The organism is Streptomyces griseosporeus (genome assembly GCF_014656055.1).
GTDB lineage: Bacteria > Actinomycetota > Actinomycetes > Streptomycetales > Streptomycetaceae > Streptomyces > Streptomyces griseosporeus.
The window spans coordinates 310,785-325,689 of the sequence record NZ_BNBR01000007.1; the positions used below are offsets into that span (position 1 = coordinate 310,785).

General features: G+C 71.8%; 11 protein-coding genes and 1 tRNA gene. 10 read left to right on the forward strand and 2 right to left on the reverse strand.

Annotated features, from left to right (window positions below; genetic code table 11):
• Window positions 1–331: 331 nt before the first annotated feature.
• From IE308_RS30645 to IE308_RS30665, 5 genes are all read left to right on the forward strand, one after another.
• On the forward strand, window positions 332–1,618 hold the full coding sequence (locus tag IE308_RS30645) for an ABC transporter substrate-binding protein (protein ID WP_190220394.1): 1,287 nt from the start codon (window positions 332–334) through the stop codon (window positions 1,616–1,618).
• The gene (locus tag IE308_RS30650) at window positions 1,618–2,586 is read left to right on the forward strand and encodes a carbohydrate ABC transporter permease (protein ID WP_229909264.1); all 969 of its coding nucleotides are present in this window, start codon (window positions 1,618–1,620) and stop codon (window positions 2,584–2,586) included. Before IE308_RS30645 ends, IE308_RS30650 begins: the two co-directional genes overlap by 1 nt.
• Entirely contained in the window at window positions 2,583–3,470 is an 888-nt protein-coding gene (locus IE308_RS30655; protein WP_190220395.1) for a carbohydrate ABC transporter permease, read from the forward strand. Before IE308_RS30650 ends, IE308_RS30655 begins: the two co-directional genes overlap by 4 nt.
• A 10-nt stretch (window positions 3,471–3,480) precedes the next feature.
• Window positions 3,481–4,080, forward strand: a complete 600-nt coding sequence (locus IE308_RS30660; protein WP_190220396.1) for a hypothetical protein — start codon at window positions 3,481–3,483, stop codon at window positions 4,078–4,080.
• A 186-nt stretch (window positions 4,081–4,266) separates the two neighbouring features.
• Window positions 4,267–7,005, forward strand: a complete 2,739-nt coding sequence (locus IE308_RS30665; RefSeq protein WP_190220397.1) for an exo-rhamnogalacturonan lyase family protein — start codon at window positions 4,267–4,269, stop codon at window positions 7,003–7,005.
• A gap of 7 nt (window positions 7,006–7,012) precedes the next feature.
• Here IE308_RS30665 and IE308_RS30670 read toward each other — a convergent pair whose 3' ends face one another.
• On the reverse strand, window positions 7,013–9,439 hold the full coding sequence (locus IE308_RS30670; protein WP_190220398.1) for an SCO7613 C-terminal domain-containing membrane protein: 2,427 nt from the start codon (window positions 9,437–9,439) through the stop codon (window positions 7,013–7,015).
• A gap of 49 nt (window positions 9,440–9,488) precedes the next feature.
• Here IE308_RS30670 and IE308_RS30675 point away from each other — a divergent pair, with 49 nt between their 5' ends.
• The gene (locus IE308_RS30675; protein WP_190220399.1) at window positions 9,489–9,935 is read left to right on the forward strand and encodes an SRPBCC family protein; all 447 of its coding nucleotides are present in this window, start codon (window positions 9,489–9,491) and stop codon (window positions 9,933–9,935) included.
• A 52-nt stretch (window positions 9,936–9,987) separates the two neighbouring features.
• A tRNA-Val gene (locus IE308_RS30680) sits at window positions 9,988–10,059 on the forward strand.
• A 67-nt stretch (window positions 10,060–10,126) separates the two neighbouring features.
• Here the strand turns inward: IE308_RS30680 and IE308_RS30685 are convergent.
• Window positions 10,127–10,852: an exonuclease domain-containing protein gene (locus IE308_RS30685; RefSeq protein WP_190220400.1), complete on the reverse strand. Its 726-nt coding sequence runs from the start codon at window positions 10,850–10,852 to the stop codon at window positions 10,127–10,129.
• A gap of 169 nt (window positions 10,853–11,021) precedes the next feature.
• Here IE308_RS30685 and IE308_RS30690 point away from each other — a divergent pair, with 169 nt between their 5' ends.
• The 3 genes from IE308_RS30690 (at window position 11,022) to thrS (ending at window position 14,889) form a co-directional block, all read left to right on the forward strand.
• Window positions 11,022–11,588, forward strand: coding sequence for a DUF4365 domain-containing protein (locus tag IE308_RS30690; protein ID WP_110626940.1), 567 nt, complete (start codon window positions 11,022–11,024; stop codon window positions 11,586–11,588).
• Window positions 11,585–12,808 (forward strand): hypothetical protein, encoded by a 1,224-nt coding sequence (locus IE308_RS30695; protein ID WP_190220401.1) that lies wholly within the window; start codon window positions 11,585–11,587, stop codon window positions 12,806–12,808. The genes IE308_RS30690 and IE308_RS30695 overlap by 4 nt, the downstream gene beginning before the upstream one ends.
• 104 nt (window positions 12,809–12,912) lie before the next feature.
• Entirely contained in the window at window positions 12,913–14,889 is a 1,977-nt protein-coding gene (thrS, locus tag IE308_RS30700) for a threonine--tRNA ligase (RefSeq protein WP_110626938.1), read from the forward strand.
• The last annotated feature ends 16 nt before the right edge of the window (window positions 14,890–14,905 follow it).

Consider the following 14,905-nt stretch of genomic DNA (forward strand, 5'->3'; position numbering starts at 1 on the left):
GCCCCGGCCGCCAAGGCGACGCCCGGCCACCCCTGCTGCCGTCCTGGGCCGCCCCCGGCTCCGTCCGCTCCGACGAGTTTCGGCCGTCGGCCGTAAACGTCCCCGGCGGCCCTCGCTGTTCGGACCCCCGAACGCGCGTCCCTCACCTGCGGCGATGCCCCGACCTGCGCCGTTGTCCGGCCGGGGGCGGCCCGTCCCGCCCGGGCGGCCCGGTAAGAAAATCCTGTCCGAATCATTGACGCACTCCCGGCCCCTCCGTAACTTGTGCCAGCAAGCGCTTACTTGAAACGATTCACGAGGCGGCAACGACGCTGCGGGGAGGGGCCCTACTGTGGCATCCGGGAACATTGAAAGGCGCACGATCCTCAAGGCGGCCGGGGCCTCCGCGGCCGCGCTGGGACTGGCCGCGACGACGGGATGCGGTGGCGACAGCGGCACCTCCGCTGACGGAACGGTGACGATCCGTTACTCATGGTGGGGTGCCGAGGAGCGGCAGAAGAGGATCAGCCAGTCCATCCGGCTCTTCGAGAAGAAGTTCCCGAAGATCAAGGTGAAGACCGACTTCCAGGACTACGTCGCATTCTGGGAGAAGTTCCAGACGCAGGCCGCGGGCGGAAATCCGCCGGATGTTTTCCAGAACGCCGTCGGTTTTCTCCGGAAGTACGACAAGCGGGGCATCCTCCTGGACCTCAAGTCCCAGATAGACGCGGGGAATTTGAGCACCCGGAACTTCCGTGAGGGTGTTCTGTCGGTCGGTCAGGTCGACGGCAAGCAGCTCGGCGTCCCCGTCGGCTCCAACACCATGGCGCTGGTCATCGACAAGAAGATCTTCCGGAAGGCGGGCGTCACCCCGGCGCCCGGCTGGACCTGGGACGACTACTTCAAGGCCCTGAAGACCATCCACGACAGGACGAAGGTCCCCGGGGACACGGGCTACTTCAGCATCATGTACCTGTACGACCTGTACCTCCGCCAGAACGGCAAGGCGTTCTTCACCAAGGACGGACTCGGCTTCGACAAGGCCGACCTGACGGAGTGGTGGCAGGACGGCTACAACCGCGTCAAGGCCGGAATCATCACCGACCCGAAGACCGTCGCCCAGGACCGGCCCAAGTCCTCCGTCACCGCCAAGCACGGCGCCTCGGAATTCACCTGGGACAACTTCACCGTCCGCTACACCGCCGAGGGCGACAGCGAATACGGCCTCGCGCCGATCCCCACCACCGACGGCAAGAACACCGGCCAGTACCTCGCCTCCCTGATGCTGAGCGCCTCCGCGCGCACGAAGCACCCCAAGGAGGTCGCGCAGTTCATCGACTTCATGGTCCACGACCCCGAGGTCGGCAAGATCATGGGGTACGACCGCGGCATCCTCGCCACCACCGACCAGTACGCCGCGTTCAAGCCGAGCGACCCGGTCGCCCGGGAGATCGCCAAGTACGAGGAGGACACCGCCAAGGCGGGCGTCCTCGGCACGATCACCCCGCACCCGTCCGGCGCCGACACCGTCGAGGCCGCCTTCCTGCGCATCGCCGGTGACATGAGCCTCGGCAAGTACAAGGTCGCCGACGCGGTCAAGCAGTTCTTCGACGAGTCCGAGGCCGCTTTCCAAGCCTGATGGGAACCACTGTGACCCTCGTCAAGGAGTCTCCGCTCCCCACACGCAAGGCACGCTCCGCCGCCCCCGCCGCCGGCAAGCGGCGGGGCCGCCGGGAGAACCTCGCCGGCTACCTGTTCATGTCCCCGTGGATCGCCGGCTTCCTGCTGCTGACCGCGGGCCCCATGGTGGCCTCGCTGTACTTCGCCTTCACCGACTACAACCTGTTCAACAGCCCCAAGTGGATCGGCTTCGACAACTTCACCAAGATGTTCGACGATCCACGGTGGCAGAAGTCGGTGGAGGTGACCGCGAAGTACGTCGTCATCGGCACCCCGCTGAAGCTGCTGCTCGCCCTCGGCGTCGCCCTGCTGCTCGCGCAGAGCCGGCGCGGCCAGGCCTTCTACCGGGCCGCGTTCTACGCGCCCTCGCTGATCGGCGCGAGCGTGTCCATCGCCTTCGTCTGGCGGTCGATCTTCTCCGACGACGCCGTCGTCGACCGGACGATGGCCCTCTTCGGCGTCCACAGCGGCGGCTGGGTCGGTGACCCCGACTGGATCCTCTACTGCCTGGTCGCCCTGGCCGTGTGGCAGTTCGGCGCCCCGATGGTCATCTTCCTCGCCGGCCTCAAGCAGGTGCCGAAGGAGCTGTACGAGGCCGCCGCGATGGACGGCGCCGGACCCTTCCGCAGGTTCTGGAGCATCACGCTGCCGATGATCTCCCCGGTGCTGTTCTTCAACGTCCTGCTGGAGACCATCCACTCCTTCCAGATCTTCGGCTCGGCCTACGTCGTCTCCAACGCCTCCTGCGGCCCGGCCGACGCCACGCTCGTCTACACCTGCTACCTGTACCAGCAGGGCTTCAAGAACGCCCAGATGGGCTTCGCCTCCGCGATGGCCTGGATGCTGCTGCTCGCCGTCGCGCTGGTCACGGCCGTCCTCTTCTGGTCGCAGAAGAAGTGGGTGCACTACGAGGAGGACGCCCGATGAGTGCCACCACCACCCCCACCCCCTCGGAGCCGCTCGGCGGCATCGGCCGCAAGCGCGCCAGATCGCTGCTGTGGCACCTCGGGTCCCTGCTGGTCCTCGCCGTCGTGCTGTACCCCGTGATCTGGGTGATCGGTGCCTCGTTCAAGCCGAGCAAGGACATCATCAACAGCCTGGACCTGTTCCCGGCCCACCCGATCCTGGCCAACTTCACGGGCCTGGCCGACGGCATCGCCGACATCTCGATCTGGAGTTTCTTCCGCAACTCCCTGATCTACTCGCTCGGCGCCGTGGCCGGCATCCTGATCTCCTGCTCGCTGACCGCCTACGCCTTCGCCAAGATCAGGTTCGCCGGGCGGAACGTGCTGTTCGCCCTGATGATCGGCACCCTGCTGCTGCCGTACCACGTGCTGCTGATCCCGCAGTACGTGATGTTCCAGAAGATGGAGCTGATCAACACCTATGTGCCGCTGCTGCTCGGCAAGTTCCTCGCCACGGAGGCCTTCTTCGTCTTCCTGATGGTGCAGTTCATGCGGAACCTGCCCAAGGAGCTGGACGAGGCCGCCCGGATCGACGGCTGCGGACATCTGCGGACCTACTGGTCGATCGTGCTGCCGCTGTGCCGGCCCGCGCTCATCACCAGCGCGATCTTCACGTTCATCAACGCCTGGAACGACTTCATGGGTCCGCTGATCTACCTCAACGAACCCAGCAAGTACACCGTCTCCCTGGGGCTGACGATGTTCCGCGACTCCGACGGCGTCGCCGCCAACTACGGCGGTCTGATCGCCATGTCGCTGGTCGCGCTGCTGCCGGTGCTGCTGTTCTTCCTCGCCTTCCAGCGGTACCTCATCGACGGCATGGCGACCTCCGGACTGAAGGGCTGAGGGACACGGCATGGCTGCTCAGGCCCGTGCGAAGGCACGTCGCGAGTCCGTCCTCGCCGACCGGTTCGGCGTCTTCGCCGAGTGCCTGCTGACCGGCGTGTGGATCGCGGTCGCCTGCCTCGGCATCGTCACCTACCCGGCCGCGTTCGCCGCGGGCGCCCGGCACCTGCGCCGCCGTACCGGGCAGGTGGGCGGAGGCTGGCGGGAGTTCGCCGCCGACACCGGCGCAGCCCTGCGCGGTGGCGGCTGGCCGGCCGGCGTCGCCGGCTGGGCGGCGCTCGCCGCGGTGTGGGTGGACCTCCGGGCCGTGCGGGCGGGGCTGCCGGGCGGGCCGCTCGTCGGCGCCGTCGGACTCGCCGCGCTGATCGGGTTCGCCGTCGCCGGGATGCGCGCGGCCGCCGTCTGGACGCCCGGCGCGCGCTGGCGGACGCTGCTCGCGCAGGCCGGGCGGCGCACCGTCCTCGACCCCGCCGGGTCCTTCCTGCTCGTGACCGGGCTGGCCGTCGTCGCCCTGTCCGGCTGGTTCACCGCACCGCTGGCGGTTCCCGTCCTGGGCGCCGTCGCGGCGGCGGCCGTCGCCGTGGAGGAGCGGTACGCGCGGCACCGCTGACGAGGCCCGCGGCAACCGGCACCACCGAGCCGACGGCGCCCTCGGCGTCGTACCGCCGCCTTACCACCGGCCGTAGCACCAGGTCGGCGCCTCCCCGGGCGCCGCACCTCCCTCTGTCATGCCCCTGGCCGCCCCACCCCTGCCCCTCGACCATCCCCCGCACCCGCACGGAAAGGCAGACCTCCCATGTCTCCCATCCCCCGCAGGTCCCTCCTGAAGGCGGCCGCCGTCGCCGGAGCCGCCGCCCAGTTCAGCTGGGCGCTGGGCGGCAAGGACGCCCAGGCCGCGCCGAGAGCCGAGACCGGCGACACCGACCCCGTCACCCTCGACTGGCTGGAGGACGGCGGTCTCGGCGCCGCCCCCGGCACCACCGTCGGCGTGCCCTGGCCCAAGGGCGCCTACCAGGAGGACCAGACCTTCGCGCTGACGGACGCCGAAGGCAAGGCCGTCCCCGTGCAGTCCTGGCCGATCGCCTACTGGCCCGACGGCTCCCTGAAGTGGACCGCCCACGCCGTCGGCTCCGGCGACGGCAAGCTCACCCTCACCGCCGGCACGCCCGCCGCGCCCGACAAGAAGGTGACCGTCGACCGCAACGGCGGCACCATCGACGTGTCGACCGGCGTCATCACCGCGAAGATCGGCAAGTCCGGCTCCACCCTGATCAAGTCGGTCACCCGCGGCTCCACCGAGATCGCCAGGAACGGCCGGCTCGTGCTGCTGCGCCAGCCCGAGATCGAGGACGGCGACCAGGGCACGGTCAAGTACGAGCGCTTCGACGGCGCCGTCACCGAGGTCACCGTCGAGCAGGACGGACCGGTCCGCGCGGTCGTCCGCATCGACGGCCGGCACCGCAAGGGCGACCGCACCTGGCTGCCGTTCTCCATCCGCCTGTACTTCTACGCGGGCGCCGACTCCTTCCGCATGGTGCACACCGTCACCTTCGACGGCACCCAGGAACCCGGCAAGGCCTCCGGCGACTTCATCCGCGGCCTCGGCGTCCGCTTCACCGTGCCCATGCGCGACCAGGCCTACGACCGGCACATCCGCATCGGCGGCGAGGGCACCGGCATGCTCCGCGAGGCCGTCAAGGGCATCACCGGCCTGCGCCGCGACCCCGGCCTCGCCGTCCAGCAGGCCCAGTACGAGGGCAGGAAGCTGCCCGACCCGGCCACCTGGGACCAGCGCGTCACCACCCGCCTGCAGTACATCCCCGAGTGGGGCGACTACACCCTCTCCCAGCTCTCCGCCGACGGCTTCACCGTGCGCAAGCGCACCAAGCGGGGCCACGGCTGGATCACCGCGGGCGGCGGCCGGCGCGCCTCCGGCTTCGGCTACGTCGGCGGAGCGAGCGGCGGCTTCTCCTTCGGGCTGCGCGACTTCTGGGAGAAGTTCCCCGCCCAGCTCGACATCCGCGGCGCGCAGACCGACGAGGCCGAGGTCACCCTCTGGCTCTGGTCACCCGAGGCGCAGCCCATGGACCTGCGCTTCTACCACGACGGCATGGGCCAGGACACCTACGCCGAACAGCTCGAAGGCCTCAACATCACCTACGAGGACTACGAGCCCGGCTTCGGCACCCCCTACGGCATCGCCCGCACCTCCGAACTGCTCTTCTGGGCCAACGACGCGACACCCGCCCCCGAGACCCTGGCCCGGCAGATCGAGGCCGTGCGCACCCTGCCGCAGCTCGCCGCCCCGCCCAGACAGCTCATCAAGGCCGGGGTCTTCGGCCCCGGCCTGTACTCCGAGCCGGACCGCTCCACCCCGGCCAAGGCGAAGATCGAGGACCACCTCGACTTCCTCTTCACCTACTACAAGGACCAGGTGGAGCAGCGCCGCTGGTACGGCTTCTGGGACTACGGCGACATCATGCACACCTACGACACCGTGCGGCACCAGTGGCGCTACGACGTCGGCGGCTACGCCTGGGACAACTCCGAGCTGTCGCCCGACCTGTGGCTCTGGTACGCGTACCTGCGCTCGGGCCGCGCCGACATCTTCCGCTTCGCGGAGGCGATGACCCGGCACACCGGCGAGGTCGACGTCTACCACCTGGGCAAGTGGGCCGGCCTCGGCACCCGGCACGGCGTGCAGCACTACGCCGACAGCGCCAAGCAGCAGCGCATCGCCAACACCACCTACCGCCGCTTCTACTACTTCCTCACCGCGGACGAGCGGGTCGGCGACCTCATGCACGCCAACGTCGACTCCGACGAGACGTTCCTCGTGCTCGACCCGCAGCGCAAGGTCCGCCCCGACCCGGACTACCAGCCCGACCCGCACGCCCTGTCCATCGGCTTCGGCACCGACTGGTCGGGCCTGGTGTCGGCCTGGCTGACGGAGTGGGAACGCAAGGGCCCCAAGTGGGAGAAGGCACGCGCGCGCGTGCTGTCCACGATGGAGACCATCGCCGCGCAGCCCAACGGCTTCGTCCAGGGCAGCGGGCTGTACGACCTCGACACCGGACGGTTCGCCGTCGCGCAACAGCCCGCGGTCGGCGTCTCCCACCTGTCGGCGGTCTTCGGCCTCAACGAGCTGTGCGCCGAGCTGATCGACCTCGTCGACATGCCGGAGTTCAACGAGGCGTACTTCGACTACTGCCGCTACTTCAACGCCACCAAGGCCGAGCAGGCGGCCCGCTACGGCACCAACTTCGGCTCCCTGATCCTCTTCCAGGGCCACTCCCGGCTGGACGCGTACGCCGCCGTCAAGACCGGCGACGCGAAGCTCGCCAAGCGTGCGTGGGACAAGTTCTACAACTCCGACGGCTACAAGGAGTCCGCGCCCTGGAGGACCGAGAAGATCAGCGGACCGATGGCCCTGGTAGAGGGCAGCGAGGCGAGCTGGGTGTCCACCAACGACACCGCGCTGTACGGCCTCGCCGCCATCGAGAACCTGGCCCTTCTCGGGGACAAGATGCCCTAGCCGCAAGCTAGTTCATGTTCCCCAGGACCTCCCGCACCCGCCGCACGTCCCTCAGCCGCCGCTCGTACGTCGCCCCGACGGCGAGCAGCAGCAGACCGGCGAGTGCGGGAGGCACCCAGCGGGGCAGGGCGTCGGTGACCTGAACCAGGTACGGCGCCAGCTCATGCAGCGCCACCAGGACGAGCACCGTGCCTCCCAGCACCAGCGGCGCCTGGAGGCGGTGCCGGGCACCCAGCAGCGTCAGCAGCAGCGCCGCCGCGCCCAGCAGCAGCGGGCGCAGCCAGTGGGTGTCCGCCCAGGCGGCGGCGAGGCTCGGCAGGAGGGCGGCGGCGAGTCCGGGGCCGTACGCCGTCCACGACGAGGCCCGTGGGTCACGGCGCCTGCGCAGCGCGCCGACGACGAGCGCCGGGACGGTCGCCAGCAGGGTGTAGGCCTCCGGGGCCGTCACGTCCCAGGCCGCCAGGCGCACCCAGGCGGCCAGCACGAACAGCGCGGCGGACGCCCAGCCGAGGGCACGGCGGTCGGGGCGCAGGGCCGTCCCCGCCGTGATCACGCCGCACAGCGCCAGCACCAGGGCGAGCACCGGCGGCGCGGGGGCGGCGAGGCCGATCGCGAGGAGCGCGGCGGCGCCGCCCGTCACCTCGACCGGGATCCGGGCCGTCCCGCCGGTCCGGGACGCGACCAGCGCGGCCACGGCCGGCACGGCCAGGACCGGCAGCGCGGTGTGCTGCGGGGCCCAGCCCGCCGCCGCGCCCGCCGCGCAGGCCAGCGCCGTGGCGTGGGCGAGCGAGGCCGGGGCGGTGACGGGGGACAGGCGCTCATCGACGGAGGCCGCCGCGAACAGCGCCGTGAGCACGGCCAGCGCGAGCAGGGTCGCGGGCCGGGCGGCCAGCGCTGCGCAGCCGAGGGCGACGGAGGTGACCACGGCCACGACCAGCGCCGTCACCGGGCTGCCGTCGGCACGCGTGCGTGCGGCGGCGAGCAGCAGTCCCGCCGTCAGCGCACCGAGCACCACCAGCCCGGCGGCGTACGGCACATCGAGCACCGGCGGGACGATCAGCACGGTCGCCCAGGCCAGCCCCAGGGCGCCGCGCAGCGCCCAGGTCCGCCGGGCCGTGTCCCGGGCCGCCAGCGCGAGCACGACCGCGACGACCGCCGTGACCAGCGGAGCCGTCCCGGCGTACGGCGGCCAGGGCACCCCGGCCGCGACCGCCGCACGTGTGCCGTCCGGCGCCCCGGACCAGATCCGCGGCACCCACCCGGCCGGACCCAGCAGGGCGATCACGACGAGCGGCACGGCGGTCAGCACGGCGAGCCCCTGCACGGCGGCGGAGGCCAGGGCCGCCCCGCGCCGCACCGGCCGCGGCAGCCGCGCCTGCCGCACGGCCGCCAACAGGGCGACCCCGCAGGCCAGGTACGCCGGGACCGTCCACATCGCGGGCAGCGCCGAGCGGGCCGTGCCGCCCACCGCGCCGACCGCGAGCAGCCCGGCCGTGACGGCCAGGCCGACCGCGTGCTCCTCGTCCGCCACCCGCCGGGCCGCCGTCAGGGCGATCCCCGCGGCGAGGAGGAGGAGCACCGCCGCACGGGCGGCGCCGCCCGGACCGGAGGCCGTCCAGGACAGCCAGCCGGCCGTCACCGCGCCCCAGCCACCCAGCGCGAACGCGCCCGCGACGGCGGCCACGCGCACCGCCGGGACGGCCCACCGCAGCGCCACGGCCGTGTCGCACGCGGCCGTCACCAGCAGCGCCCCCGCGATCCCGGCCGGCCCCGCACCGGCCGCCACCGCCCACAGCAGCAGCGGCAGCTGGCCGGCGGCGAGCGCGGCGGGCAGCGGCAGCCGCAGCCCGCCGGTGCGCGGCAGCACGCCGTACGCCGTCCAGCCGGCCGCCAGCACAGCAGCCGCGACCGCCGCGTACCCGGCGCCACCTGCCTCCGCGAACGCGACCTCATGAAGCGCGTACGCGTCGAGCACGGTCAGCGCGAACCCCAGCCCCGCCACCGCCTCGCCCGTCGACCGCAGCCCGCGCGCCAGCAGCGGCACCGGCGCGGCCAGCACCGCGGCCGTGACCCCGCCGAGCACCAGGGCCCGCCCGGCGATCCCCAGGTGACCCCAGCTGACCAGCGTGAACGCGATCGCCGCGACCGTCAGCAGGATGCCGCCCAGCAGGAGCAGCACGTTCTGCACGCGCGGCGCACCGGCCTCCGTGCGGGGCGGCGGGAAGCCGGCGGTGTGCGGCACGGCGGCGGGCGCCGGCGGAAGGGCGGCGGCCGCCTGCCGCAGCGCTGCGACCAGCCAGGCCCGGCGGGCCAGCAACTGCCCGCGGCGGGCGTCGAGTTGCCGGAGCTCGGCGTCGATGAGCCGCAGCTCCTCGGCCGGTGGCGGAAAGTACGTCATGAACGGGAGTGTGGTCCGGGTCACGGGGGACGGCATGAGCGCCGGTACTCAGGGACGTACTCAGATCCCCGGGCAGACTCTGCGTATGGACTGGACCCACTACCGCTTCCGCAGCGTCTGGCCCCTGCCCGCCCCGCCCGCCACCGTGTACGCCGTCCTGGAGCGGGCCGAGGAGTACCCGCGCTGGTGGCGTCAGGTGCGCGCGGCGGCCCGGCACGGCGACGGCACCGGTGTGGTCACCATCCGCTCCCTGCTGCCGTACGCCCTCACCCTCACCGTGCGCGAGGTGCGCCGCGACCCGGTGGCCGGGGTCCTGGAGGTCGCGCTGTCCGGGGACGTCGACGGCTGGGCGCGCTGGACGATCACCGCCGAAGCCGGCGGCAGCCTCGCCCGCTACGAGCAGGAGGTCGACGTGACCATGCCCCTGCTGCGATGGCTGGCGGTGCCGGGACGGCCCCTCTTCCGCGCCAACCACTGGTGGATGATGCGGTCCGGCCGGCGCGGACTGCTGGCCCGCCTTCGCGCGCTGTGACGAAGCGGTTTGAAGGAAGCCCGCGGGGACCTGTATTGTTCAGTGCGTTCCCGGGCGATTAGCTCAGTGGGAGAGCGCTTCGTTCACACCGAAGAGGTCACTGGTTCGAACCCAGTATCGCCCACCGGGAAAGAGCCGGTCCGTTCCGCGGACCGGCTCTTCCGCATGTCGGGCCCCGGCGGCCACCCCCGCTACGCCGCCGCCGGCAGGTCCGGGCGCAGCGGCCACGCCGGGTCCACCGCCTCCTCCACGCCGCTGCGCGCGAACCACGCCTGCAGACCCCGGGCCTGCGCCGCGTGCCAGGAGGCCTGCAGGGTGTGCAGCTGGGCGGGGGACAGCCGCTCCAGCCGCGAGGCGAAACGGTGGCCCAGCGCCCGGACGACCTCCAGCGCGGCGAGCGCGTCCGCCGCCGCGTCGTGCGCCTCGTCCAGCGTCACGCCGTAGTGCGCGCACAGATCGGTCAGCGTGCGGCGGCCCTTGCGGTAGCGGTCCAGGTGCTTGTCCAGCACCCGCGGGTCCAGCACCAGCAGCGGCACCGACTCGAACCAGCGGTCCAGCGACGACGCCCGGTGCCGGCGCAACTCCCGGTCCAGCAGCGTCAGATCGAACGGCGCGTTCATCACCACCAGCGGGCGCCGCGCCGCGGCCTGTTCGGCCAGCTGCTCGGCTATCTCGTACATCACCGGCGCCGGCCAACGGCCGTTACGCTGCAGGTGATCCTCCGTCAGCCCGTGCACCGCCGTCGCCGCCTCGGGCACCGGCACGCCCGGGTTGACCAGCCAGCGGCTCACCCGCGGCCGGAACCCCGGGCCGTCCTGGACCACGAGGGCGGCCGACACGATCCGGTCGGTCTCCACGTCCACGCCCGTGGTCTCCGTGTCGAAAGCGGCCAGCGGCCCCTCGTACCAGCACGTCATGTCAGCACAACCCCTCGCTCACCCTCGGCAGTTGACGCATCGTCCGCTGCCCGATTCGGTGATACCCGTGCTGTTTGCGCCGTACGCCGGAAGGAGACAACAGGAGTACGGGTCTTTGCAGTTCAGCGACCCGCAGCGAGGGATCTCCCGGTTCGGAAGGCTGTTGGGCATGGCGATAGCGCAGCCCGAGCGGGGCGGGCTGCTGCCCGACCGCACGGGCCCTTCTCGCGGCACACTCGCCACCACCGCGTGCATGGAGACACTGCAGGTGGGCTATCTGCACGCTGTGGCGGCGGCCGCGGGATGCTCACTGTCCCAGCCGTTCCCGGACAACGGCATCGACTGGCACGTCAGCCACAGCGCACCCGGCCACACCGTCGACGACGAGGTGACCATCAAGGTGCAGTTGAAGGCCACCTACCAGATCGCGCCCGACCCGCCGGGACGGTTCTTCTCCTTCACGCTCGACAACGACCATCTGCGCAAGCTCGCCCGCACCCCGGTCTCGGTGCACAAGATCCTCGTCGTGATGATCGTGCCCCGCTCGCGGGACCAGTGGCTGCGCGCCGGCCACGACCGTCTCGACCTGCGGCACTGCTGCTACTGGGTCAACCTCGCCGGGCACCCGATCACCGGCCGGCACCGCACCACCGTGCGCGTGCCGACCTCACGCATCTTCGACGACCGGGCGCTGTGCGAGATCATGACGCGCGTCGGGACGGGAGGCAGGCCATGACCCACCGCCCGCTGGAGGAACCCCTGCGCCCGGTACGGCCGCACCCCGCCGACGCCGGAGTGCCCCGGCCGCCCGAGCCCGGCGACGTCGACCCGGCCGTCCTCGGCGCCCTGCTGGCCCGGCACGGCTGGCGGCGCCGCGGCGGCGCCCCCGGCCGCTACGGCCGCTGGACCCCGCCCGGCCCGGACACCGGCACCAGCCTGCTCGTGCCCGAGTCGCGCGCCTTCCCCGACAGCGAGGACCTGCTCGGCGAGGCGCTGGACGCCCTCGCCCGCGGCGGCACCCCCGCCGCCCGCGAGGTGCTCCTCTCGCTCGCCGTGCCCAGCGACGAGGTCCGCTGGTGGCGTGACGTGCCCGACGGGCCCGCGGGCGCCACGTCCTGGACCGCGCAGGAGCAGCTGCGCACCGCCGCCCGCCGGACCCTGCTCGCCGCCGCCCTCGCCACCCGCGCCCGGGCCGGCTTCCACGGCGCCCGGCACCGCAGGGCCGCCGCCGCGCTGCTGGAGCACGTCCTGGTCGGCGCCGCCGAGGACGGCCACGCCCTCACGGCGTTCGTCCCCGTCCGGGCCGGCCGCCCGCTCGCCGTCCGCCTCCACCAGGCCCTGTACGCCGCCCGGGAGGCCGTCGACTACCAGCGGGCCACCGGCGGCATGGACGCCTTCGACGCCGCCGTCGAGGCCGGCGTCAGCCGGGAACTCACCGAGGCGCTGATCAGCCTGGTCCGCGGCACCGAGGGCGCCCGCGTCGCCGTCGCCTGGGCACCGGCCGCCGGCGTCCCCGAGGACGGTACGGCGAGCACCGAACCCGTCGAGTTCTCGCCCGGCGACCTGCCCGCGCTGCGCGCGGCCGGCGCCCGCTATCTGCACGGCGAGCCGTCCGTGCCGGTGCGGATCACCGGCACCGTGGTCCGCATGCGCCGCTCCCAGCCGCGCGGCGAGGGCACCGTACGGCTGCGGGTGCTCGCCGGGGCCGAGGTCCCGCACGTTCGGCTCACCCTCGACGAGGAGGACTACCGCATCGCGGGCCACGCCCACCTGGTCGGGCTGCCGGTGCGGGTGGACGGGCGGCTGGAGAGCCGCGGCGGCTTCCGGCGGCTCACCGGGGTCTCGGAGGTCGTACCCGTGCAGGTGGAGGAGGCGGAGCGGGACCGGCTCGTGAAGGAGCTCCAGGAGAATCTGGACTTCTTCGAGGGGGCCTGCGGAGGGGACTGCGCGGACTGACCGCCGATACTGATTTCACAGAGGGCGGGTCCGGGTCGGTACGATCCTTACTCATGCGTGCGCTCCGGTATGGCGCCGCACCCACCTTCAGTCAGGAGAGACCGGTGTCAGACGTCCGTGTGATCATCCAACGCGATTCCGAGCGGGAAGAGCGCGTGGTGACGACGGGCACTACGGCCGCCGACCTCTTCGCCGGCGAGCGCTCGATCATCGCCGTGCGCGTGGCCGGTGAGCTGAAGGACCTGGCGTACGAGCCGGCCGACGGCGACGAGGTCGAGGGCGTCGAGATCTCCTCCGAGGACGGTCTCAACATCCTGCGCCACTCCACCGCGCACGTCATGGCCCAGGCCGTCCAGGAGCTGTTCCCGGAGGCGAAGCTCGGCATCGGTCCGCCCGTCAAGGACGGCTTCTACTACGACTTCGACGTCGAGCGGCCGTTCACGCCCGAGGATCTCAAGGCCATCGAGAAGAAGATGCAGGAGATCCAGAAGCGCGGGCAGAAGTTCGCCCGCCGCGTGGTCACCGACGAGGCCGCCCGCGAGGAGCTGGCGGACGAGCCGTACAAGCTGGAGCTGATTGGCCTCAAGGGCTCCGCCTCCAGCGACGACGGCGCGGACGTCGAGGTCGGCGCCGGCGAGCTGACGATCTACGACAACCTGGACGCCAAGACCGGCGAGCTGTGCTGGAAGGACCTCTGCCGCGGTCCGCACCTGCCCTCCACCCGTCTCATCCCGGCGTTCAAGCTGATGCGCAACGCCGCCGCCTACTGGCGCGGCAGCGAGAAGAACCCGATGCTCCAGCGCATCTACGGCACCGCCTGGCCGTCCAAGGACGAGCTGAAGCAGTACCTGGACTTCCTCGCCGAGGCCGAGAAGCGCGACCACCGCAAGCTGGGCAGCGAGCTGGACCTGTTCTCCATCCCGGAGCAGATCGGCTCCGGCCTCGCGGTCTTCCACCCCCGGGGCGGCATCATCCGCCGGGTCATGGAGGACTACTCGCGGCGCCGCCACGAGGAGGAGGGCTACGAGTTCGTCTACACCCCGCACGCGACGAAGGGGAAGCTCTTCGAGACCTCGGGCCACCTGGACTGGTACGCCGACGGCATGTACCCGCCCATGCAGCTCGACGAGGGCGTGGACTACTACCTCAAGCCCATGAACTGCCCGATGCACAACCTGATCTTCGACGCGCGCGGCCGGTCCTACCGCGAACTGCCGCTGCGCCTGTTCGAGTTCGGGACCGTGTACCGGTACGAGAAGTCGGGTGTCGTGCACGGCCTGACCCGTGCGCGCGGCTTCACCCAGGACGACGCGCACATCTACTGCACCCGTGAGCAGATGTCGGAGGAGCTCGACAAGACGCTCACCTTCGTCCTCGGCCTGCTCCGCGACTACGGCCTGACCGACTTCTACCTGGAGCTGTCCACCAAGGACCCGGAGAAGTACGTCGGCACCGACGAGGCCTGGGAAGAGGCCACCGAGACGCTGCGCCAGGTCGCCGAGAAGCAGGGCCTGCCCCTCGTCCCGGACCCGGGCGGCGCCGCCTTCTACGGCCCCAAGATCTCCGTCCAGGCCAAGGACGCCATCGGCCGCACCTGGCAGATGTCGACGATCCAGCTCGACTTCAACCTGCCGGAGCGCTTCGACCTGGAGTACACGGCCGCGGACGGCACCAAGCAGCGCCCGGTCATGATCCACCGCGCGCTGTTCGGCTCGATCGAGCGGTTCTTCGCGGTGCTCCTGGAGCACTACGCGGGTGCCTTCCCGACCTGGCTGGCCCCGGTGCAGGCCATCGGCATCCCGATCGGTGACGCCCACGTCGAGTACCTGCACAAGTGGGCCGCCGCCGCGAAGGCGAAGGGCCTGCGGGTCGAGGTGGACTCCTCCTCCGACCGCATGCAGAAGAAGATCCGCAACGCCCAGAAGCAGAAGGTGCCCTTCATGGTCATCGCGGGCGACGAGGACATGGGGCACAACACCGTGTCCTTCCGCTACCGCGACGGCTCGCAGGAGAACGGCATCCCGTTCGACGAGGCCATCGCGAAGATCGCCAAGGTGGTCGAGGAGCGGGCGCAGGTCTGACCGCCCGCCTGACGCA